Source organism: Streptosporangium sp. NPDC050148, from assembly GCF_055586505.1.
This window is the reverse complement of record NZ_JBVJIA010000056.1, coordinates 1-20,913: the sequence shown is the minus strand read 5'-3', so window position 1 is coordinate 20,913 and position 20,913 is coordinate 1. Positions and strand designations below refer to the sequence as shown.

15 protein-coding genes are annotated in these 20,913 nt (G+C 73.4%); 7 read left to right on the top strand and 8 right to left on the bottom strand.

Features of this window, described 5'->3' with window-relative positions:
- Positions 1-5: 5 nt before the first annotated feature.
- Positions 6-725, bottom strand: coding sequence for an LmbU family transcriptional regulator (locus ACZ6RT_RS36170; RefSeq protein WP_470158517.1), 720 nt, complete (start codon positions 723-725; stop codon positions 6-8).
- 240 nt (positions 726-965) lie between these two features.
- Between ACZ6RT_RS36170 and ACZ6RT_RS36165 the strand changes: the two genes are divergently transcribed.
- A complete protein-coding gene (locus ACZ6RT_RS36165) occupies positions 966-2,453 on the top strand; it encodes a cation:proton antiporter domain-containing protein (protein WP_470158515.1) in 1,488 nt (495 codons plus the stop codon).
- Positions 2,454-2,548: 95 nt separating this feature from the next.
- Here the strand turns inward: ACZ6RT_RS36165 and ACZ6RT_RS36160 are convergent, their stop codons facing one another.
- From ACZ6RT_RS36160 to purF, 4 genes are read right to left on the bottom strand one after another with little or no spacing between them, the layout of a single operon-like run.
- The gene (locus tag ACZ6RT_RS36160) at positions 2,549-3,574 is read right to left on the bottom strand and encodes a hypothetical protein (protein ID WP_399197140.1); all 1,026 of its coding nucleotides are present in this window, start codon (positions 3,572-3,574) and stop codon (positions 2,549-2,551) included.
- Between the two features lie 39 nt (positions 3,575-3,613).
- Positions 3,614-4,888, bottom strand: coding sequence for a DegT/DnrJ/EryC1/StrS family aminotransferase (locus ACZ6RT_RS36155; protein WP_399197141.1), 1,275 nt, complete (start codon positions 4,886-4,888; stop codon positions 3,614-3,616).
- Positions 4,885-5,586 carry a class I SAM-dependent methyltransferase gene (locus ACZ6RT_RS36150; RefSeq protein ID WP_399197142.1) on the bottom strand — a complete coding sequence of 234 codons (702 nt, stop codon included), beginning with the start codon at positions 5,584-5,586 and terminating at the stop codon, positions 4,885-4,887. Before ACZ6RT_RS36150 ends, ACZ6RT_RS36155 begins: the two co-directional genes overlap by 4 nt.
- A 32-nt stretch (positions 5,587-5,618) precedes the next feature.
- Entirely contained in the window at positions 5,619-7,103 is a 1,485-nt protein-coding gene (gene purF, locus ACZ6RT_RS36145) for an amidophosphoribosyltransferase (protein WP_470158512.1), read from the bottom strand.
- 115 nt (positions 7,104-7,218) lie between these two features.
- Between purF and ACZ6RT_RS36140 the strand changes: the two genes are divergently transcribed.
- The 4 genes from ACZ6RT_RS36140 (at position 7,219) to ACZ6RT_RS36125 (ending at position 14,098) form a co-directional block, all read left to right on the top strand.
- Complete coding sequence (locus tag ACZ6RT_RS36140) at positions 7,219-7,485, top strand: MbtH family protein (RefSeq protein WP_470158511.1); 267 nt, start codon at positions 7,219-7,221, stop codon at positions 7,483-7,485.
- 55 nt (positions 7,486-7,540) lie between these two features.
- The gene (locus ACZ6RT_RS36135) at positions 7,541-10,033 is read left to right on the top strand and encodes a non-ribosomal peptide synthetase (protein ID WP_470158510.1); all 2,493 of its coding nucleotides are present in this window, start codon (positions 7,541-7,543) and stop codon (positions 10,031-10,033) included.
- Positions 10,030-13,611: a condensation domain-containing protein gene (locus tag ACZ6RT_RS36130; RefSeq protein WP_470158508.1), complete on the top strand. Its 3,582-nt coding sequence runs from the start codon at positions 10,030-10,032 to the stop codon at positions 13,609-13,611. Before ACZ6RT_RS36135 ends, ACZ6RT_RS36130 begins: the two co-directional genes overlap by 4 nt.
- Positions 13,612-13,792: 181 nt before the next feature.
- On the top strand, positions 13,793-14,098 hold the full coding sequence (locus tag ACZ6RT_RS36125) for a hypothetical protein (RefSeq protein WP_470158506.1): 306 nt from the start codon (positions 13,793-13,795) through the stop codon (positions 14,096-14,098).
- Positions 14,099-14,341: 243 nt separating this feature from the next.
- On the opposite strand, the gene ACZ6RT_RS36120 is transcribed toward ACZ6RT_RS36125, so the two are convergent.
- The 3 genes from ACZ6RT_RS36120 to ACZ6RT_RS36110 all read right to left on the bottom strand — a co-directional run bounded on the left by ACZ6RT_RS36120 (position 14,342) and on the right by ACZ6RT_RS36110 (position 16,680).
- A complete protein-coding gene (locus ACZ6RT_RS36120) occupies positions 14,342-15,352 on the bottom strand; it encodes a class I SAM-dependent methyltransferase (protein WP_399197148.1) in 1,011 nt (336 codons plus the stop codon).
- Positions 15,349-15,780 carry a VOC family protein gene (locus tag ACZ6RT_RS36115; RefSeq protein ID WP_399197150.1) on the bottom strand — a complete coding sequence of 144 codons (432 nt, stop codon included), beginning with the start codon at positions 15,778-15,780 and terminating at the stop codon, positions 15,349-15,351. The genes ACZ6RT_RS36120 and ACZ6RT_RS36115 overlap by 4 nt, the downstream gene beginning before the upstream one ends.
- A gap of 135 nt (positions 15,781-15,915) precedes the next feature.
- Complete coding sequence (locus ACZ6RT_RS36110; protein ID WP_399197151.1) at positions 15,916-16,680, bottom strand: SDR family NAD(P)-dependent oxidoreductase; 765 nt, start codon at positions 16,678-16,680, stop codon at positions 15,916-15,918.
- Between the two features lie 112 nt (positions 16,681-16,792).
- Between ACZ6RT_RS36110 and ACZ6RT_RS36105 the strand changes: the two genes are divergently transcribed.
- Both ACZ6RT_RS36105 and ACZ6RT_RS36100 read left to right on the top strand, forming a co-directional pair.
- On the top strand, positions 16,793-19,576 hold the full coding sequence (locus ACZ6RT_RS36105; protein WP_470158504.1) for a condensation domain-containing protein: 2,784 nt from the start codon (positions 16,793-16,795) through the stop codon (positions 19,574-19,576).
- Positions 19,573-20,784 (top strand): acyltransferase family protein, encoded by a 1,212-nt coding sequence (locus tag ACZ6RT_RS36100; RefSeq protein WP_470158502.1) that lies wholly within the window; start codon positions 19,573-19,575, stop codon positions 20,782-20,784. Before ACZ6RT_RS36105 ends, ACZ6RT_RS36100 begins: the two co-directional genes overlap by 4 nt.
- Positions 20,785-20,913 lie beyond the last annotated feature (129 nt).

Sequence of the window (20,913 nt, the reverse complement as noted above, 5' to 3'; positions counted from 1 at the left end):
TCCGTTCAGCCGGCCTTGGCCTCGAGGATCCCGCGCGCGGGGATCTGGCCGGTGGCGACCTGGTTGAGGACGAGCCTGGCCCACTCCTCCACGCTGCGGTTCATCCGGCGGGCGGCGTCACGCCAGCACTGTTCCTGGTCGACCGGGACGTCGATGTGGATGACGGCCTTCTCCTTGGCGGCCTTGGCGGCCTCGGCGGCCCGGCCCGACGCCGCGAGGGCGGCGGCACGGTGCGCCTTGATCTGGCTGCGCAGACGATTCCTGGACCAGTTGAAACGCTCCGCGCGGTCGAGCCACAGCGATTGCTCGTGCTCGGGAAGGGCCGCCACTTCCGCGTGGTGCTGAAGGCTGAGTTTATCCCGCCGGCGGGATACCGGGAATCGCCGCGCGACCCAGGCGTAGTTGCGCAGGGTCTGAATGTCCAGGGAACTCTCCTCCACGGCCCTCTTGTAGCGGTCGGTGTATTCGTTCTCGCCGTAGACCAGCCAGTCACCGAGCCACCAGGAGGAGGAGTCGGCGATGAGGGAGATCTGGTGCCCGATGCGCCGCCACGTGTCGAAGGGAAGGCTCGACGGGAGCTGCAGGCCTGTCCGCCTCGGCTTCGCGGACGCGTCCAGAGCCAGCTTGGAGCCCTGCGGGGAAGGAGGGCGGGGGCTGGGGACGGGCTTTCTGTCGTTACAGGAGGGCGGAGCGTTACGGTTCGCCTCTCGGTGGGGGGAGAGCACCTGCATGCGACTGTTCCTCCGGATTTCTGTGCACTTGGAGTGAGTCAGGCCGGTACCTTACCCGCCGTTTTCAAAAGCGCACTCTTGATCATGAGTAATTTTCGGATCGTCGTCCCAAGGTACAAAGGAATGGCGGGAGCAGGCCGTTGATCAGCTGATTCGCCGATCAGTATTGGCAAATTTTTTGTTCTGTGATATACGCCGTCCCTGCTATTCAGTCCTACGGAATGGAATCGGTCCATGACTAATCGCAGCTTCCGGGCGGTGGGAGCGCGCACACTGCGCCGCACCCTGACCGCGTACGGATTCGCGGTCGTGCTGCCCGCCGCGCTGGCGCTTCTGATGCTGGGCCTCGACCCGGGCACGGCCACCGGCCCGGTCCCCGTCCCCTCGGTGAAGGCGGGACGGCCGGAGCAGGTCCCGGCCACGCCCCTGCTGCTGCTGTCCATCACCGTGGTCGTCGCGATGGCCCATCTGGGCGGCGCGGTGTTCCGCAGGCTCGGCCAGCCCCGGGTGATCGGGGAGATGGCCGCGGGCATCGTGCTCGGGCCGTCGCTGCTCGGCGCGGTCTGGCCCGGGGCGCACGCCATGCTCTTCCCCAGCGCCGTCATGCCGTACCTGAACCTGCTGGCCCAGTTCGGGCTGGCCTTCTTCATGTTCCTGGTCGGGATGGAGCTGCGCGGGGACCTGCTGCGCGGGCGGGGCCGGATCGCGGTGCTGTGCGGGCAGGCGAGCGTGGCGATCCCGTTCGCGCTCGGGGTCGCGCTGGCACTGCTGATCTACGTGCCGCTGGCGACCGCTCCGGTCGGCTTCCCGGTCTTCGCGTTGTTCATCGGGGCCGCGCTGAGCGTCACGGCCTTCCCCGTGCTCGCCAGGATCCTGCTGGAGCGCGACCTCTTCCACACCCCGACCGGGGCGCTGACCGTCACCTGCGCCGCCATCGCCGACGTGACCGCCTGGCTGCTGCTGGCCGTGGCGGTGACCATGGCCAAGGGCTCCTCGCCCGCCGAGGCGCTGCGCACGTTCGGCCTCACCGTCGCCTTCGCCGCCGTCATGGCCGGGGTGGTACGGCCGCTGCTGGCCCGGCTGCTGCGCCGGGGCCTCTCCCAGGAGGCGACGCTGCCCATCGTCATCGTGGGCCTGCTCGTCTCCGGCCTGCTGACCGAGCTGATCGGCATCCACCTGATCTTCGGGGCGTTCCTGTTCGGCGCGCTCTTCCCCCGGGACGGGGACGTGCGGCTGCGGCGGGTCCGCGAGCGCACGCAGGACTTCACCACGTCCTTCCTGCTGCCGCCGTTCTTCGCCTTCGTCGGGCTCAACACCCAGATCGGGCTGCTGAGCCGGGACCTGACGATGTGGAGCTGGTGCCTGCTGATCCTGGTGGTCGCCGTGGCGGGCAAGGTCGGCGGCGTGCTGGTCATCGCCAGGCCGATGGGCGTACCGGGGCGGGAGGCCCTGCGGCTCGGGGTGCTGATGAACTGCCGGGGGGTGACCGAGCTGGTGATCCTGAGCATCGGGCTGAGCCTCGGCATCATCACCCAGGCGCTGTTCACGATGCTGGTGATCGTCGCGCTGGTCTCCACGGCCGCGACCGCGCCCCTGCTGGGGCTGCTGGACCGGTGGGACGCGCGGCGCGACCGCGAGGCGCCCGGGGGAGGGCCCGGGGGGAGCGCGGGGAACGCGGGGCCCGTGGACACCGGGGAGGCGAAGATGGTGCGGCCCGCCTGACGGTGCCCGCTCGATGATGCTCGCCTGAGTGCGCGGCCCGTCCGGTGGCGTGGCCCGCCTGAGCGACGGGACGCACCCCGCCGCCCAGACCGGCCTCAGGAGGCGCGGGGCAGTGCCGGCTCCGCGCCCAGCTCGCGCAGCTTGGCGCGGACCGCCTCGGGACTCTCCCCGGCGACGGTGAGCCGGGACGTGGCGAAGACCTCGGCGTCGGCGTCGGTGATCGGGGCGCCGGCGTAGGGCACCTCGCCGCTGAAGCGGACGGCCCGCAGGTGGTCGCGCAGCTCGGGCCGGGCGTGCAGGGAGAAGATCGGCAGCCGGGTGGCCATCGCGGCCAGCCGCATGGTGCCCGAGATCCGGGGGTTGATCTCCAGCAACTGCACCTCGCCGTGCCGGGTCAGCAGGAACTCCACCTCCAGGTACCCGTGCGCCTCGGCCAGGTCGGCCAGCCGCTTGCCGACCGCCCGCAGCTTGCGCTCCCACGTGCCGCCGAGCCCCGGATCGGGGCACAGCCGCAGCCGCCGCCAGGGCGGCACCAGCTCCGGGCTGGTCGGCCCCTTCCACACCGGGGGGAACGTCGCCGTGCCGTGCTCGTCGCGGTAGACCAGCACCGAGTACTCGACGCCGTCGACGTACAGCTCGCCCAGCTCGTTGGGGGCCAGCCGGCACTCGCCCGCGCGGGCCAGCCGGGTGCCGACGCTCTGCGTGCCGTGCCGGTCCTTGACCACCACCCGGGCACCCGGGTACGGCTCCGGCGGCGTCTCGCCGGCCCGCGCCCAGGGCGGGGAGACCAGGCGGTAGCGGTCGAAGAACTCCTTCATCAGGATCTTGTCGCTGCCCAGCGAGGCGCACAGCCGCGACTGGCACTCGGCGTGGTGGCCCAGCTCGCGCAGCCGGAACGCCAGCAGCTGGTCGCGGCCGAGCGTCGTGTGACTGGAATGGAAGATCACGCTCGCCCGCGGGGCCCCGCCGATCGCGTCGAGCAGCGGGGCCATGTCCACGCGGGCGTCCTCACCGGTGAAGACGATCCGGTCCTGCGGTCCGAGTTCGACGAAGTGACCGAACCAGCTCTCCAGGCTGACGGGGGCGACGGCGTGGACGACGGGAAACGCTTGTCGGCTCATGGGATTACTCCGGAATCGACGCTGGAAACAGAAACGACGTTACGCGGTACGTGCCATCGAGAATGCGTCGTCGAACGCGTCCAGATACGCGCCCACCAGCGGCGAGTTCTCCTCCCAGAGAAAGTTCACCGGCAATTTCATCCAGCGGGCGAACAATTCCGCCGACCGCGGGAACGGGCGGTCGTTCACCGCGGCCGCCGCCCGGACCGCGGCGGCGACCTGTGGCGACCAGTCCGGCGCGGTGCCCTGGAAGAGCGGGAAGACGTGCAGCGGCCTGGTGGCCGGCGCGCGCACCTTCAGGCCGCGCGCCTGCCCGGCCGCCACCAGCTCGTCCCGGCTGAACGGGCACTCCGGCGTCACCTCGACGACACCGTCGTACCACGCGCCCATCGTGACGCCCTCGGCGACGGGGGAGGGGCGCACGCCCGGCAGCCTGCCGAGTCCCGCCGACAGGGCCGACATGTTGGTCACCCTGCGCTCCACCAGCTCGTCCAGGCGGTCGAGATGGCTCTGGGCCAGCACGGCGCCGGGCGTGGAGATGCGGAAGTTGCCGCCGAGGCCGGTCAGCAGGAACGGCTCGTAGCGGGCCGCGTCGATGGTCAGGTCGGTGCGGTGGCGGAAGTTCGTCAGCAGGCAGGCGCGGGCGAAGACGTCCTCGGAGTCGGTCAGCAGCATGCCGCCCATGCCCCCGGAGACCAGCTTCCTGCCGCCCACGCTGAAGACCGCGATGTCGCCCATGGAGCCGACGGGCCGGGAGCGGAAGGTGGAGCCGTGGGCGTGCGAGCAGTCCTCGACCAGGGCCAGCCCGTGCCGGGACGCCACCGCGCGCAGCGCGTCCATGTCGCAGCTGTGCCCCCACAGGTGGGTGACGGCGATCGCGACCGTGCGCGGGCCGACCAGCGCCTCCACCGCGGCGGGGTCCACGTTGCCGCTGGCGTCGCCCGCGTCGCACAGCACCGGCACCGCGCCCAGCAGGAACAGCGGCGAGGCCGTGCTGAAGAACGTGAGGTCCGGGACGATCACCTCGTCGCCGGGGCCGACGCCCAGCGCGAAGTAGGCGGCCAGCAGCCCCGCGGTCCCCGAGGTGAGCGCCAGCGCGTGGGCGCGGCCGTGCCGCTCGGCGAACGACCGCTCCAGCTCGGCCAGCTCGGAGCCGTAGTCGTAGTCGAACGTGCGTCCCCGCGTGATCAGCTCGGTGACCCGGGCCGCCACGCCGTCGTCGTAGACCGGCCACTCCAGGGGGTGCGCCGGTTCCGCGGCTCCCGGACGGCCCGCGGGCGGGCTCACCGGGTGCCCGTTCGCCAGCGGCCTCATGTGCTCGCCTCCTTGCGGGCCAGCAGCCTGGTCACCGCGTGGGTGTGCGGCTCCTCGTGGCCCTTGTGGGTGTGGGTGGAGTCGGTGTCGGTGGCCTCCAGCACGGTCCACCCGGCGTACCGGGCGAGGTACCAGTCGTGGCCCAGCAGGACCGGCATGCGCATCTCGCCGGCGGGAGGCCGGTAGGCGTGGCCGCGGTTGAACATCAGCAGCGCGTTGACCCCTCCGGGCCTGGTCGCGGCCTGCACCCTGGCGATGACGTCGGCGACCTGTTCCTCGTCCTGGAGCCAGTGCAGGACGCTGCACACCAGCACCCCGTCGAACGAGGCGGGATCGAGGGGGGTGGCGCGCGCGTCGCCCCGGCGCCACTCGATCCCGCCGGCGTCGCCCCAGGCGCGCGCGCCGTTCTCCAGCGCGGCGGCCGACATGTCCATGGCCAGCACCCGCGCGCCCCGCTGGGCGAGCCGTACCGCGTTGCGTCCCTCGCCGCACCCCAGGTCGAGCACGGCCGGCGCGTCCGGGCCGGGTGGTCCCGGTGGCGGGCCGACGTCGTCGGGCGCCCCGGGCAGGCCGAGCGCGTCCCCCAGCGCGTCGGAGATCCGGTCGGGCCTGCGGCCCCACAGGCAGGCGGTCCTGGTGTACCTGGCGTCGCATCCGCCGTCGTCGTCGTAGCGGTCGGATCCTGTCAGTGGTCTCATCTGGCGGAGGCTAGGCGCGGCTCTGATCACCGTCAACGGGGGTGCAGGGCGCCCGGAGGCGTCGCGTGCCGCGGGGCCTGTGCGGGTACGAGCCTCAACTTGTCGCGCGCCCCGCCCACCGGGGTCGGGTACTCGCCGGTGATGCACCCCTCGCACAGGCCCTCGCCCGCGACGCTCCCGACCGTCTGCCGCATGCCCGTCACCGACAGGTGCGCCAGGCTCGTCGCGCCGATGATCCGGCACACCTCCTCCACCTCGCGCCCGGCCGCCACCAGCTCGCCCGTGTCGACGATGTCCACCCCGTAGTGGCAGGGCGCGACCAGCGGCGGGGCGGCGATGCGCACGTGCACCTCGCTCGCCCCGGACTCGCGCAGCAGGGTGACGATGCGCCGCATGGTGGACCCGCGCACGATCGAGTCGTCCACCACGACGACCCGGGCCCCGTCCACCGGCGAGCCGATGGAGAACTTGTTCCGCAGCTTGCGCTCGCGCCGTCCCCGGTCGGGCTCGATGAACGTCCTGCCCACCTGCTCGTTGCGGACCAGCGTCCCGGCCAGCGGCAGCCCGGCCGCGCGGGCGTACCCCCGGGCGGCCGGCACGCCCGAGGCGGGGACGGCCACGACCAGGTCGGCGTCCACGGGCGACTCCGTCGCCAGCCGCTCCCCGAACGCCACCCGCGTCGCGCCGGTCCGCACCCCGCCGATCCGGGAGTCCTGCCTGGTCAGGTAGAGGTGCTCGAACACGCAGGAGGCGCGCGGGGCCGGCTCGGACACGCGGTAGGCCCCCTCCAGGCGGCCGTCGCGCAGGATCAGCAGCTCGCCGGGCTCCACCTCCCGCTGCTCGGAGCAGCCGAGCGCGTCGAGCGCGCAGGTCTCCGAGGCGACCGCGGCCCTGCCCGGGGCGAACCCCGCCACCAGCGGGCGCAGGCCGTGCGGGTCCCGGAAGGCGAGCAGGCGGTCGCCCGCGGCGCAGACCACCGCGTACCCGCCCCGCAGCACCCGCACGGCCCGCGTCACCGCGGCCACGACCCGGCCGGGCGACCCGGGCGCCCCGGTCCCGACACCCCCGGCCCCCTCCGCGGCTGCGATCCCGTCCTCGCGGGGGCCCGCGCCGGCGAGCAGGGCGAGGATGACCTCGGAGTCGCTGGTCGACCGGAACGCGTACCCCTCGCGGCCGAGCAGGACGCGCAGCGCGGCGGCGTTGGTGAGGTCGCCGTTGTGGGCCAGCGCGATGTGCTCCGCCTCGTGGACGAAGGGCTGGGAGTTCTCCAGCAGCGTGGCGCCGGTGGTGGAGTAGCGGGTGTGGGCGACGGCCACACCCCCCGCGGGCCGGCCGGGGAGGTCACCGCAGTCCGAGCGGGAGGCGAACCCGAGCGCCCGCCGGACCCGCACGCCCCCCGGCCCGGCCACCGCGACCCCCCACGACTCCTGGCCGCGGTGCTGCAGGGTGACGAGCCCGTCGAACGCCGCCCGTGCGGCGGCTCCATCGAGAACGGATACGCCGGTAATTCCACACATAGCTCCCCTTCAAAACCCTAACATTCCGCGAAAAGTACGTTAAATGGCTTCTGCTCGACCATGGCATTGTTCGTAGGGCGACACGTGAATGACGAATGAAGCGAAGGAGATTCCGATGACCACGTCCACGGGGTCCGCCGAGGCCACCGAGACCGTCGAGGCCGTCGAGGCCGCCGAGGCCGCCGAGTACACGGTGGTGTGCAATCACGAGGAGCAGTACTCCATCTGGTGGGCCGATCGTGACATTCCCGAGGGCTGGCGGAGCGTCGGCCACAGTGGCACCCGCGAGGAGTGCCTGGCCCACATCGAGGAGGTCTGGACGGACATGCGTCCTTTGAGCCTGCGCCGGTGGATGGACGGCGCGGACGGCGAGCGGTCCTGACCCGCCAGAGCACCGACGAACGGTCCCGGAGAACGGGCCCTTTAAGGAGGAGCCGATGGACACGATCCAGGAGCACGACGCGCGCCTGGTCGTCGAGGAGTGGAACCGCACCGAGCTGGCTCACGAGCCGGCGACCGTCGTCGAACGGTTCGCCGCCCAGGTCGCCAGGTCGCCCGCTGTCACGGCGCTGACGGACGAGGAGGGCACGACCCTCACCTACGACGAGGTCCGCCGCGCGGCCAACCGCCTGGCCGGGCACCTGCTCGGCCTCGGCCTGCGCCGCGAGGACCGCTGCGCCATCTACCAGCGCCGTTCGGCGAGCATGATCGTGTCCATGTTCGGCACGCTCGCCGCGGGCGGCGCGTACGTCCCGGTCGACGAGGGCAACCCGCCCGAGCGGCTGGAGGCGATCCTGCGCGACTCCGGCACCTCGGTGGTGCTGGCCGATTCCACCACCGAGGCCGACGTGCCGCCGGGCCCGTGGTCCGTGGTCAACGTCGACCGCCACCCGGGAGGCGACGAGAGCGACCCCGGGGTGCCGCTGCACCCGGCCAACCTCGCCTACGTCATGTACACCTCCGGCAGCACCGGGGCGCCCAAGGGCGTCCTCATCGAGCACCGCGCGGTCACCGCGTTCGTCCGCGGCGCCCAGCACCTGTACGGGCTCTCGCCGCGCGACCGCTTCGTGCAGTTCTCCTCGATCGCCTTTGACGTCTCCACCTTCGACGCCTTCGGGGCGCTGCTGTCGGGAGCCTCCCTGCACGTCGCCTCCACCGAGACCCGCACCTCGTCCGAGCGCTTCCGCGACCTGCTGCGCGAGCGGCGGATCTCCGTCTACATGGGCACCCCGGGCATGCTGCGGCTGCTGGAGCCCGGGGACTTCCCCGACCTGCGGGTCGTCGCCGTCGGCGGCGAGAGCTACTCGGGGGAGTTCACCACCCGCTGGGCCTCCGGGCGCAGGTTCGTCAACAGCTACGGGCCCACCGAGACCACCGTCGGCGTCATCACCCACGACTGCGAGGGCACCTGGGAGACCTCGCCGCCCATCGGCCGCGCGATGCCCAACCACCGGGCGTACGCGCTGGACGAGGCGATGCGTCCCGTCCCGATCGGCACGGTCGGCGAGCTCTACGTCGGCGGCCCCGGGCTCGGGCGCGGCTACCTGGCCCGGCCCGGCACGAGCGCGCTCTCCTTCGTGCCCGACCCCTTCGCCGCCACGCCCGGCGAGCGGCTCTACCGCACCGGCGACCTGGTGCGCTGGACGCCCGAGGGCGAGCTGGTCTTCGTCGGGCGGGCCGACCGGCAGGTCAAGGTCCGCGGCGTCCGCGTCGAGCTGGAGGAGATCGAGTCGACCCTCTGCCGGCATCCCGAGATCGCGCACGCGATGGTCGAGACGGAGGCGCGCGACGACGGCGACGCCCGCCTGATCGCCTACGTCGTGCCCACCGCCGACGAGCCGCCCTCGGTGACCGAGCTGCGCGAGACCGCGGCCCGGTGGCTGACGGCCCCGCTGGTGCCCAACGAGTTCGTCCCCGTCCCCGAGATCCCGCTCACCCCGGCCGGGAAGGTCGACCGCGACGCCCTGGCCGAGGTCAGGACGGAACGCGCCGGGACGACGACCGGCACCCCGGGCCAGGCCGATCCCGGCACGACCGAGGGGGCCGACGGGGCCGACGGGGCCGAGTGGACGCCGACCAGGCGCAGGGTCGCCGAGGAGATCGTGCGCCCGCTGCTGGGGGTGGACTCCATCGGCCCGCACGACCACTTCTTCGAGCTGGGCGGCACCAGCATCCAGGTCATCCAGCTCCTCGGCCGGGTGCGCACCACCTTCGGCATCGAGGTGCCGGTCGCCGACTTCTTCGACCGGCCCACCGTCGCCGGGGTCGCGGACGCCGTCGACTCCGAGGTCCGCTCCGACATCAAGGACATCGTCCGCGAGGGCTGGGACGACATCGCCGGCCGCTACGCCTCCTTCCAGTCGGAGTTCTCCGACGCCCCCCGCATGACGTGGACGAACACCCTGCTGGGGATGCTCCCCGAGCGGGGCGCCTCCGTGCTGGAACTGGGCGTCGGAGGCGGCCACGAGTCGTCGCGCCTGGTGGCCGAGGCGCACGCCCTCACCGCCGTCGACATCTCCGCCGAGCAGCTCAAGCTCGCCGAGAAGACCCTGCCCGGCGCGACGCTCGTCCAGGCCGACATGGCCGAGGCGGAGTTCCCCGAGGCCTCCTTCGACGCCGTGGTGTCCATCTACACCCTCACCCACCTGCCACGCGAGGAACTGCCCGCGCTGCTGGGCGGCATCGCCCGCTGGCTGAAGCCGGGCGGCCTGCTGCTGGCCACGCTGATGACCGAGGACATCCCCGGCGCGGTGGAGGAGTGGTTCGGCTCGACCATGTTCTTCTCCGGCTTCCCCACCGAGGAGAACCTGCGCCTGCTGCGCGAGGCGGGCCTGGTCCCCGAGCGCGACGAGGTCGTGGCGCAGCGCACACCGTTGGGGGAGTCGCGCTTCCTCTGGGTGATCGCCAGGAGGACGGAGGCGTCGTCGTGACCGGCCTGCCCGTGCGCACGGCCCCGCTGTCCTACCTGCAGGAGCAGCTCTGGTTCGTCGAGCAGGACGACCCGGGCAACGGCTCGTACAACGAGCTGAAGGTGCTGGTGCTGGACGGGACGCTCGACGCCGGCAGGCTCGCGCGGGCACTGGAACGGGTGGTGGCGCGGCACGACGTGCTGCGCACCACCTTCGTCTACCAGGGCACCGACCCGGTCCAGGCGGTCCGGGAGGAGGGGCCGGTGCTGCGGGAGGCCTCCGTCGGCGGCGAGCAGGCGCTGACGGAGTACGCCCGCGAGGTCGCCGAGGCCCCCTACGACCTGGCCGCGGGCCCGCTGCTGCGCGTCTCGCTCGTCACGCTGGGCTCCGGCCGGCAGGCGCTCGTCCTGGGCGTGCACCACATCATCAGCGACGGGTTCTCGATGAACCTGCTGCTGGAGGAGCTGGACGTCGCCTACCGGAGCGAGCCCGCCGGTCCACCGGGGCCCGCGCGCGGCGACACGGCGGGTGACGCAACAGGTGACACGACGGGTGGCGCGGCGGAGGGCACGACGGGTGACGCGGGGGAGGGCTCACGCGGCGACCCGCTGGGCGAGCCACCCGCCCAGTACGGCGACTTCGCCCGCTGGCAGCGCGCCCAGTTCGCCGGCGGGCGCCTGGCCGCCGACGTCGACCACTGGCGCGAGGCCCTCGACGGCGCGCCCACCATATTGGAACTGCCCGCCGACCGGCCCCGGCCGAGGCGGCGGAGCAGCGTCGGCAGGCGCGAGCGCTTCCCGCTCGCGCCCGAGCTGACCGGCCCGCTCGGCGAGGTCGCCGAGCGGGTCGGCGGCACCCTCTTCACCGTGCTGCTGGCGGCCTTCGCCGCGACCCTCTACCGCTACACCGGCCGCGGCGACATGGTGCTGGGCACCGGCGCGCCCGGCCGTCCCGGGCGCGAGTTCGACCGCGCCCTCGGCTTCTTCGCCAACATCGTGCCCGTACGGCTGCGCCCCGCGGGCGACCTTCCCTTCACCGAGCTGGCCGACGCGGCCAGCGAGGCGGCCTTCGACGCCTTCGACCACCAGTACGTGCCGTTCGAGAAGCTCGTGGAGTTCCTGCAGCCCGAGCGCGACGCCGGGCACACCCCTCTGGTGCAGGTCGTCTTCACCATGTGGGACGCCGGCGCGGCCGAGCGCTCCATCGGCGGCGTGCCCGCCACCGAGGCCGAGGTGACGCGCGGCCGGTCCCGGTTCGACGTCGCGGTGGAGGCCGTGCGGCGCGGCGACCGGGTCGACTTCTTCGTCGAGTACGACGACGCCCTGTTCGACGAGGCCACGATCGCCCGCGTGATGCGCCACTACGACCGGGTGCTGCGGGCGGTCGCCGACGACCCCTCCCTGACCCTGGCGGAGATCCCGATGATCTCCCCGGAGGAACTGGCCACCCTCACCCAGGGCGACGTGACCGTGGTCGACCACGACGGCAACGTGCTTCCCGCCGGTGCCGTCGGCCAGCTGGTCCGCCACGCCGGGACCGCGGGCCCGACCGGCCGCCTGGCCACCCGCAGGCCCGACGGGCGGGTGGTCGAGCGCGGGCGCGAGGACCGGCTCGTCGGCCTCGGCTCCTTCCAGGTGCAGCTGGAGGACGTCGAGGAGGTCCTGCGCGCCCATCCGGCCGTACGCGACGCCGCCGTCGTGGCGGTCGAGGGCGGCGCCGGGCGCGAGCTGGTCGCCTACGCCGTCGCCGACGAGCCGCGGCCCGAGGCGCTGCGCGCCACCCTGGCCGAGCGGCTGCCGCAGTACATGGTGCCCGCGGTCGTCGTACCGGTGGACCGGATCCCGCGCGGTGAGGACGGACGGGTCGAGACCGCCCTGCTGCCCGACGCGGGGGAGCGCGAGGAGCGGGCCGAGCTGCCCGCCCTGGAGGCGGCGCTCTGCGTCATCTGGGCGCGTGTCATGAACCTCGACGAGGTGGAGCCGGACGACGACTTCTTCGCCCTGGGCGGCCACTCGATGCTGGCGGCCCGGCTGGTGCGCGAGATCGCCTCCGTGCTCGCCGTGCGCGTCCCGCTGATGGCCCTGTTCGAACACTGCACGCCCGCCGACCTGGCCGACTACATGGCCGCCAAGCATCCCGCGCTGGAGCACACCCTCGCCGCCGCCGGGCACGCCCGCGTCTCCGGGGAGGCCGGGCGGGCCCGGCGGGACGGGGAGGGCGGCAGGGCGGGCGCCGGCAGCGACGCCGTCGACGGCAGCGATGAGAGCGGCAGGGATGAGAGCGGCAGGGACGGGGATCCGGTCACCTGCGCGCTGTCCACCGCGCAGCTGCAGATCTGGATCAACGAGCAGCTCGCGGGCGGTGACGCCCGGGACTTCATCGCCGCCGTCACCTACCGGGTGCGCGGCCCGCTCGACGTGGACGCCCTGCGCGGCGCGTTCGACGCCCTGGTCGCCCGGCACGACAACCTCCGGGCCCGGGTGGCGCTCGTGGGCGACGTGCCGGTGCTGCGCTTCGACCCCGGCGTACGCGTCGAGCTTCCCGTCGAGGACCTCACCGGCCTGCCCGAGGACGACCGCGCGCAGGAGGCGGCCCGCCGCGCAGCGCGCGACGCCGACGCCGGCTTCGACCTGTCCGTCGCGCCGCTGGTGCGCGCCACCCTCTACCGGCTCGGCGACGACGACCACGTCCTCGCCCTCGTCCAGCACCACCTGGTCACCGACGGCGTGTCGATCGGCCTGCTCGTGGGCGAGCTGGGCCGCCTGTACTCCGACCGGGAGGCCGCGCCCGCCGCGCCGCACCTGCGCTTCGCCGACTACGTGGCCTGGGAGCAGGCCTGGCTCGGCGGTCCGGAGGCCGCGGCGTCGGAACGGTTCTGGCGGGAGCGGCTGCGCGGCGCGCCCGAGCTGGTCCTGCCCAGGACGCGGGAGGGGCGTCGCGAGAGCCGCGACACCGAGATGATCGCCCACCGCCTGCCGCCCGCCGAGTCGCGGCGGCTGCTCGCGCTGGCACGGCAGAGCAGGGCCACCCCCTACATGCTGGTGACGGCGGCGTTCGCGGCGATGCTGGCGCAGTGGAGCGGCCAGCACGACGTGGTCATCGGCACCACCGTGGACAACCGGCCGCTGCCCGGCCTGGAGGGCGTGGTCGGCTGCTTCGTCAACATGGTGGCGCTGCGCCTGGACTGCGGTGGCGACCCCACCTTCGCCGAGCTGACCGGGCGGGTGCGCAGGACCGTGCTGGAGGCGTACGCGCACCAGAGCACCCCGTTCAACGAGGTGGTGCGGGCACTGAGGATCCACCCCGACCCGCGCAGGATGCCGCTGTTCCAGGTGACCTCCGACTGGGCGGGCGACGGGCCCGCGGTCCCGGACCTGGCCGGGTGCGAGGTCGGGTTCGACTACGTGCACACCAGGGCCAACCGCTACGAGCTGGAGATGTACGCCGGCATGGCCGGGGAGCAGGTCGTGCTCGACCTGGAGTACGCGATCGAGCTGTGGGACCGCAAGGAGGCCGAGGACCGCCTCGCCAGGGTGGCCGCGCTGCTCACCCGCGCGGTGGCCGACCCGGACGCCAGCCTCTCGGAGCTGCTCGCCTGACCGGCAGGCAGACCCGTGCCCGTACGGAGAGTCCTCCTCGTCCTGTCCGCGATGTCCGCGATGCCCACGTCGCGGGCATCGCGGCGGGAGGGGCCGAACGGCGGACGTGGAGCGGTTCCGCCCGGTGCGCGGAGCACCGGGCCAGGGTCGAACCGATCACCACATGCGATCATCGACCGTCATGGGCAAGCTGACGTGGTTTCCGCTGCCGTTCGGGCTCGTTGTGGTCGTCGTCGGCTTCTTCGCCGTCCGCGATGTGCACAGGCGCCTTCCCACCGCCTCCGCCGAGGCGAACGAGCACGTGGTGCCCCAGGCGATCGCCGCCTTCATCCCCTTCGCCCAAGGGCGCCTCGTCCTGCTCGGGGCCTTCTTCGTCGCCGCCCTCGTGCAGATCGCCGCCCTTCCCCTGCCGGCCCGGCGCGGGAAGCCCCGGATGACCGGCGCCGGGCCGGGCCCGGGAGGCCCGGGTCCGAAGACCGTTCTTTGACGCCGCGGACCTGCCGGTGCCCGGCGTTCCCGTGAGCAAGATCTTCGCCGCCGGCCGGGACCACCGGACAGGTCCGATCCCGGCCGGTTCCATGTCACCCACGCCGGCGATCCGCCGGCTTCCGGTCAGCGGTCTCCCTATCCCCCGTGCGATCACCGTCCGGGGGATCGAGGCCGGAGGGGGATCACGGTCCGGCCGGCGTGTCCGGACCGGCCCGTGCGGACCGGCCCGGACGCGCGCCGGTCAGCCGCCGGTCCCGCCGGGCGCGGCCGTACCGTTCCGCAGCAGGACGTTGCCCGCGATCCTGGGCTCGCACAGCCCTTCCGCGTCCGGGGTCCCGGCCACGACGGTGAAGCCGGTCGGCGCCAGCCGCAGTTCCATCACCGCGGCCCGCTCGGCGACGGGCAGCGCGGCGTAGCGCGCCAGCAGCTCCTCGTCGTCGAACAGGTCGGCGTCCGACAGGAACACCGGGGAGGAGGGGTGGCGGCGGCCCAGGTCCAGGATCTTGCCGCCCCCGTCCCAGTTGACGCCGTTCAGCGCGACCCAGCCGATCCCGTCGAGGCCCTCGAACAGCCGGGCCGCGTCACCGAAGCGGTGGGTGCGCATGACCGGGTGCAGGTAGGCGTCGGCGTCCAGCACGTCCTGGTCGCGCGGGTCCCCGGTGGCCGACGAGTGCGTGCCGTAGCGGCCCGCCGACCGGCCGAAGCCCAGCCGGTGCACCACCGACAGGCCCTCCTCGCCGGTGTCGCCGCCCGACAGCAGCCGCACCAGCTCGCGGTCGATCAGCCGCTGGTGCTCGCCGAAACTGTGGAACAGCCACAGGTACATCAGCCCGCCGGGTGCCAGCCGTTCGGCCAGCCAGGCCAGGCCGGCGCGGGGGTCGTCGAGGCAGTGCAGCACCCCGGTCATCACGATCAGGTCGTAGGGGCCCTCGAACCCGTCGCCGCCGATGGCGCCCTGCACCAGCTCCACGTTGGTCAGCCGGTTGCGGTCGCGCAGCTCCGCGGCCACGCCGAGCGACGACCGCGACAGGTCCATCCCGGTGAAGCTCGCCTGCGGGTACTGCGAGGCGAGGCCGAGCAGCTGGTGGCCGGTGCCGCACCCGGCGTCCAGCACCCGCCTGCCCGCCAGGGTCTTGTCCTTGACGACCATGCCGATGCCGAGCGCCAGGTCGAGGATCAGGTCGTCGCCGACGGTCAGCGAGGGGCAGGGGTAGCGCTCGTACAGCTCCCTGACCTGCTCGACGGCGCTCACGGCGTGTCGATCTCTTCGTACGGGATCTCCTCCACCCGGCGCGCGAAGACCCAGTGGTGACCCTCGATGTCCTCGGTGGTGTAGTTGCGGTCCCCGTAGAAGCGCGTGTCGGGCTTGTCGCGGATCACCGCTCCGGCCGCCTTGGCGCGCTCGTAGTGCTCGTCCACGTCGTCGACGAACACGTACAGGCTCTGGCGCAGCTCGCCCTCGCCCTGCGGCTCGTGCTTGCGGCCGTCGCCGGTCCCGGCGAGCTGCACGACGCCCTCGCCGAACGACAGCTCGGCGTGCACGATGTTCCCGTCGTCGTCGTTCAGCACCTTGCGCTTCTCGAATCCGTACGCCTCGATGAGCCATTCGATGGCCTTGTCGAGGTCGGCGTAGAACAGGACCGGGGTGATTCTCGGCATTCCGTCGGGTGGGGTGAGCATTTCTTCCTCTCCCTCGATCGGTGACCTTGGAAACGTACGGGAACGCTACCTCGCATCCCGCCGGCGAGATGCCCGGGCGTTCATGGATCCGGTGTTCTGCTCGGATCCTCCGCCCTCAAACGTTCCGCGGTTCTTTCACGTTCTCGGCAGGCGGAGGCCGCCGTCCAGCCGGACGACCGCCGCGTTGAGATAGCCCAGCTCGCACACGGCGCGGACGGCTCGCGCGAACTCGCCGGGCGCCCCGAGGCGGGGCGGAAAGACGATCTGCCGCACCAGCGGGCGGCGGAACTCCGGCGGGATGGCCGCGAACAGCGGGGTGTCGAACAGGCCGGGCGAGAGCGCGCACACCCGCACGCCGATCGAGGCGAGGTCGCGGGCGGCCGGCAGGGTCAGCGCCGCGACCGCGCCCTTGGAGGCGGCGTAGGCGACCTGACCGGCCTGGCCGTCGTCGGCGGCGGCCGAGGAGGTGTTGACGACCACGCCCCGCTCGCCGTCCTCCAGCGGCTCGGTCGCGGCCATCGCGGCGGCGGCCAGGCGCATCACGTTGAACGTGCCGACCACGTTGACGGCCAGTGCGCGCTCGAAGGTCTCCAGGTCGTGCGGGCTGCCGTCCAGGCCGACCGTGCGGGCGGCGGGCGCGATCCCCGCGCAGCTCACCGCCACGCGCAGCGGTCCGGCGACCTCCGCGGCGACCCGCACGGCGTGCTCCACGGACTCCGCCCGGGTCACGTCGGTCTCCACGAACGTGCCGCCCGTCTCGGCGGCCACCTTCTCGCCCGTACGGGCGTCGAGGTCGGCCACGACCACGTGCGCCCCGGCCTCCGCCAGCTCGCGCGCGGTCGCCGCGCCCAGCCCTCCGCCGGCCCCGGAGACCAGCGCCGTCACACCTCGCAGCTCCATATCTGTTTCGCCGCCTTCGCGCAATAGAGGGCAAATGCCTTCGCTTATTCGGACATATCCTGACGCAAAATTATGCATTCACGCTGCACCCCACAGACGTGAGGAAAAGACGATGACGATTTCCAAGAGCGCGGACAATGTGCACGACCTGATCGCCCGCCGCCGGCGGGAGCGGGACCGCATCCCGCGACACGACGTTCCCGGCTCGGGGGTACCGGTCTCCTCCACCCAGGAGCGCATCTGGTTCGGAGAGAAGTTCAACCCGGGATTCGGGTTCTACCACGTGCCCGCCACGTTGCGCCTGCGCGGGCCCCTTGACGCCGGAGCCCTCGACCGGGCGCTGTGCGAGGTGATCAGGCGCCACGAGGTCCTCCGCTCCACCGTCGAGGAGATCGACGGAATGCCCGTGCAGCGCGTCGGCGACGCGCCCGCCACCGTGCTGCGCTCCGTCGACCTGGCGGGCGAGCCCGACCCCGAGGCCGAGGCCGCGCGGATGGCCGCCGACGACATCCTGGCGCCGTTCGACCTGCGCCACGGGCCCCTCTACCGGGCCCTGCTGCTCCGCCTGGGAGCCGACGACCACGTCCTCGTGCTGACCTTCCACCACATCGTCTTCGACGACCCGTCCTTCGGCATCGTCGGACGCGAGGTCGAGGCCCTCTACACGGGGTCGGCGAGCCCGCCCGAGCCGGCCCTGCAGTACACCGACTTCTCCGTCTGGCAGCGTGAGCGGCTCCGCACCGAGCAGGTGCGCTCCCGCCTGGTCGACTACTGGCGCCGCACCCTCGACGGCGTGCCCCGCCTGCTCGACCTGCCCTCCGACCGGCCCCGCCCGCCCCACCGGAGCCGCGCGGGCCGCTTCCACCGCTCCCGGCTGCCCGGCGACGTCGTCGCGGCCGTGCGCGCCGTGGCGCGCGACGAGGGCACCACCCCGTTCACCGTGCTGCTGGCCGCCTACGGCGTGCTGCTGTCGCGCTACGCCGACCAGGCCGACATCGTCACCGCCGTCCCCGCCGCGGGCCGCATCCGGCCCGAGCTGGAGGAGCTCGTCGGCTGCTTCATCAACATCATCTGCCTCCGCCTCGACCTGCGCGGCGAGCCCACCTTCCGCGAGCTGCTGCGCCGCGTGCGCCACGCCTCCGTCGAGGGGCACGACCACGAGGAGATGCCGTTCGAGGAGCTCGTCCGCGAGCTGCACCCGCAGCGGCCGCAGAGCCACACGCCGCTGTTCCAGGCCGGGCTCGGGGTGCGCGACAACGACGGCGTCTTCCTGAACCTGCCGGGCGTGCGCGCCTCGGAGTTCGTGCCCGACGTCGAGGTGTCGCACTTCGACCTCATGGTCGACTTCAGCGTCGACGGTGACGGCATGGCGGGCCTGTGGGGCTACAACGACGACCTGTTCGACCCCGCCTCGATCGAGGTGATCGCCGAGCAGTTCACCCTCCTGGTCACCGAGGCCTGCACCCACCCCGACCGGCCCGTCATCGACCTCCCCCTGCCCGCCGCGCCGCGCCTGCCCGTCCCGCGGGACGGCGGCGCCGAGGGGGACACCGCCGTCCTGGCCGAGCGGGTACGGCTCGCGCCGGACGCGCCCGCCGTCACCTCACCGCAGGGCACCCTGACGTACGCCGAGCTCGACGCGCGCGCCGAGGCCCTGGCGCCCGCCGTGCGCATGGGCGCCGAACCGCCGTCGGCCGACAGCCCCGACCCCGTGGTCTGGTGGTACGCCCGCCTCAAGGCCGGCCCCTCCGCGGCCGTCCCCGGGGGCGCCGCGCGGATCGCGGACCTGGCCTCGCGGATCGGCCTGGGCGCCGCCGACACCGTGCTCACCTTCGCCCCGCCCTCCTCGGACGCCTTCGGCCAGGCCGCGCTGCTGGCCCTGCGGCACGGCGCGCACCTGCTGGTCGGGCCGCCCGAGGCCGCCCGCGACGCCGGGCGGCCGGCGGCCCTCGCCGGGGACGCCACCGTCGTGCACGCCCCGCCGTCCGTCTGGCGGACGCTCCTGGAGCGCGACGGCCTGCCCCGGGACCGCCCGTTCACCGCGCTGTGCGACGCCGCCACCCCCCCGGGCCTCGCCAGGGACCTGGCCGCCAGGGTCCCCACCTGGACCCTGTACGGCGAGCGCTGGGCCGCGGCCCACCGCGTCGACCCGCTCGCCGAGCCCCGCAGGGGCGTGCCCCTCGGGGAACCGCTGGCCGGTGTCGCGATCGAGGTCACCGACCGCGCGGGACGGCCCGCCGCGGTCGGCGTCCCCGGCGAGATCCACATCGGCGGCACCGCCACCGGCGACCGCGGCCGGACCCTGGCCGACGGCTCGGTGGAGCTGCTCGGCCGCTTCGACCGGATCTTCACCGTCGGCGGGTTCCGGGTGGACACCGACGAGGTGGCCCGCTCGCTGGCCGACCGGCCCGGCGTCGTCGAGGCCGCCGTGGACGTGCGCCACGAGCGGCTCGCCGCCTACGTCGCCGGGCAGGACATCGACCCGAGGACGCTCACCGCCCACCTGCCCGAGTACCAGGTGCCCGCCTCCGTCACCGTCCTGGACGCCCTGCCCAGGACCGCCGCGGGCGACGTCGCCCACGAGGAGCTGCCCAGCCCCGAGGCGCCCGGCGACGAGGGCGGTCACGTGCCGATCGCGGGCGGCACCGAGGAGGAGGTCGCCGGCATCTGGCGCGAGCTGCTCGGTGTGGAGGAGATCGGCGCCTCCGACGGATTCCTCGACCTCGGCGGCCACTCGCTCACCCTGGCCCGGCTGAGCCTGCGCTACGAGGTGGCGTTCGGCGTCGAGGTGGAGCTGCCCGACCTGCTGCGTCACGCGACCGTCCGTGAACAGGCGGCACTGATCGACGAGCGCCGCGCCCAGGCCGGCCTCGCGGGAAAGGAGACGGCGTCATGACATCGGCGCTGACCAGGTCCTCTGCGGCCACGATCGAAGGGCCGCCGAGGACGCGGCTGGAATCGCTGACCGGGCTGCGATGGTTCGCCGCGTTCGGCGTGTTCTTCAGCCACGTCGCGATCCTGCTGCCCCTGCCCTACGTCAACGACCTGTTCATCCTCGGCACGGCCGGGGTGACGTTCTTCTTTGTCCTGTCCGGATACGTCCTGACCTGGACGTTCTTCGACAACGACACCGCGCCGAAGTTCTACTGGCGCCGCTTCGCCAGGATCTGGCCGTCGCTGCTCATCACCACCGCCGCCGCGGTCGCGCTGCTCGTCGGCGGCCAGATGTGGGCCACCGAGGGCGGCACCGCACTGGTGTGGTGGACGGTCGCGACGCTGCTCATGGTGCAGGCCTGGTTCCCGTCGTCGTTCCAGAGCGACGCCGTGCCGCACACCGTCTCCTGGTCGTTGTCGTGCGAGGCGTTCTTCTACGCGGTCTTCCCCTTCGTGGTACGCCCGATCGTGCGGCGCACGCTGCGCCAGATGGTGATGATCGCCGCCGCGCTCATCGCGATCAGCATCGGCGTGCGCGTGTGGCTCTGGCTGGCCAACCCGCAGCTCACGGGGGAGAACTGGTTCACCTCCGACCTCTACTACTTCGCCACCCACTCGCCGATCTCGCGGGTCAGCGAGTTCGTGCTGGGCATCGTGATCGCCGCCGCGGTGCGCCGGGGCTGGCGCTGCCCGGTGGGACTGCGCACGGCGACCGCCGTCACGCTCGGCTACTTCGCGGCCCTGTGGGCCTGGTCGCTGTCGGGCGTCTGGCCGACCGCGCTGGCCGAGGCCGCCAACCGGGGCAGCATCGTGGTGTTCGCGCTGCTCATCGCGGCGGCGGCGACCAACGACCTGGCCGGCCGGCGCAGCGTGCTGAGCTCCCGCCCGCTGGTGGCGCTCGGCCAGTGGTCCTATGCCTTCTACCTCATCCACTTCCTGGTGCTCTTCCCCATGGCCAAGCACGCGTTCGGGCGGCAGTCGCTCTACGACTTCCCGCAGCCGACCTGGGCGCACCTGCCGTACGCGCTGGCCGGCCTGGTGGTCAGCGTGCTGCTCTCCTGGGGCCTGTACCGGCTGTACGAGTACCCGATCGAGAAGAGGCTGCGGGCCCTGCTGCGTCGCGAGCCCAAGGCGGCCGGCCCGGCACCGGGGGCCGAACCCTCCATGTGACCGACGGGCCGAGGGGGGGGGGGGGGGGGGGGGGGGGTGGGGGGGGAAGGGGGGGGGGGGGGGGGGGGGGGGGGGGGGCGGGGAGGGGGGGGGGGGGGGGGGAGGAGAGGGAGGGGAAAAGGGCGGTGG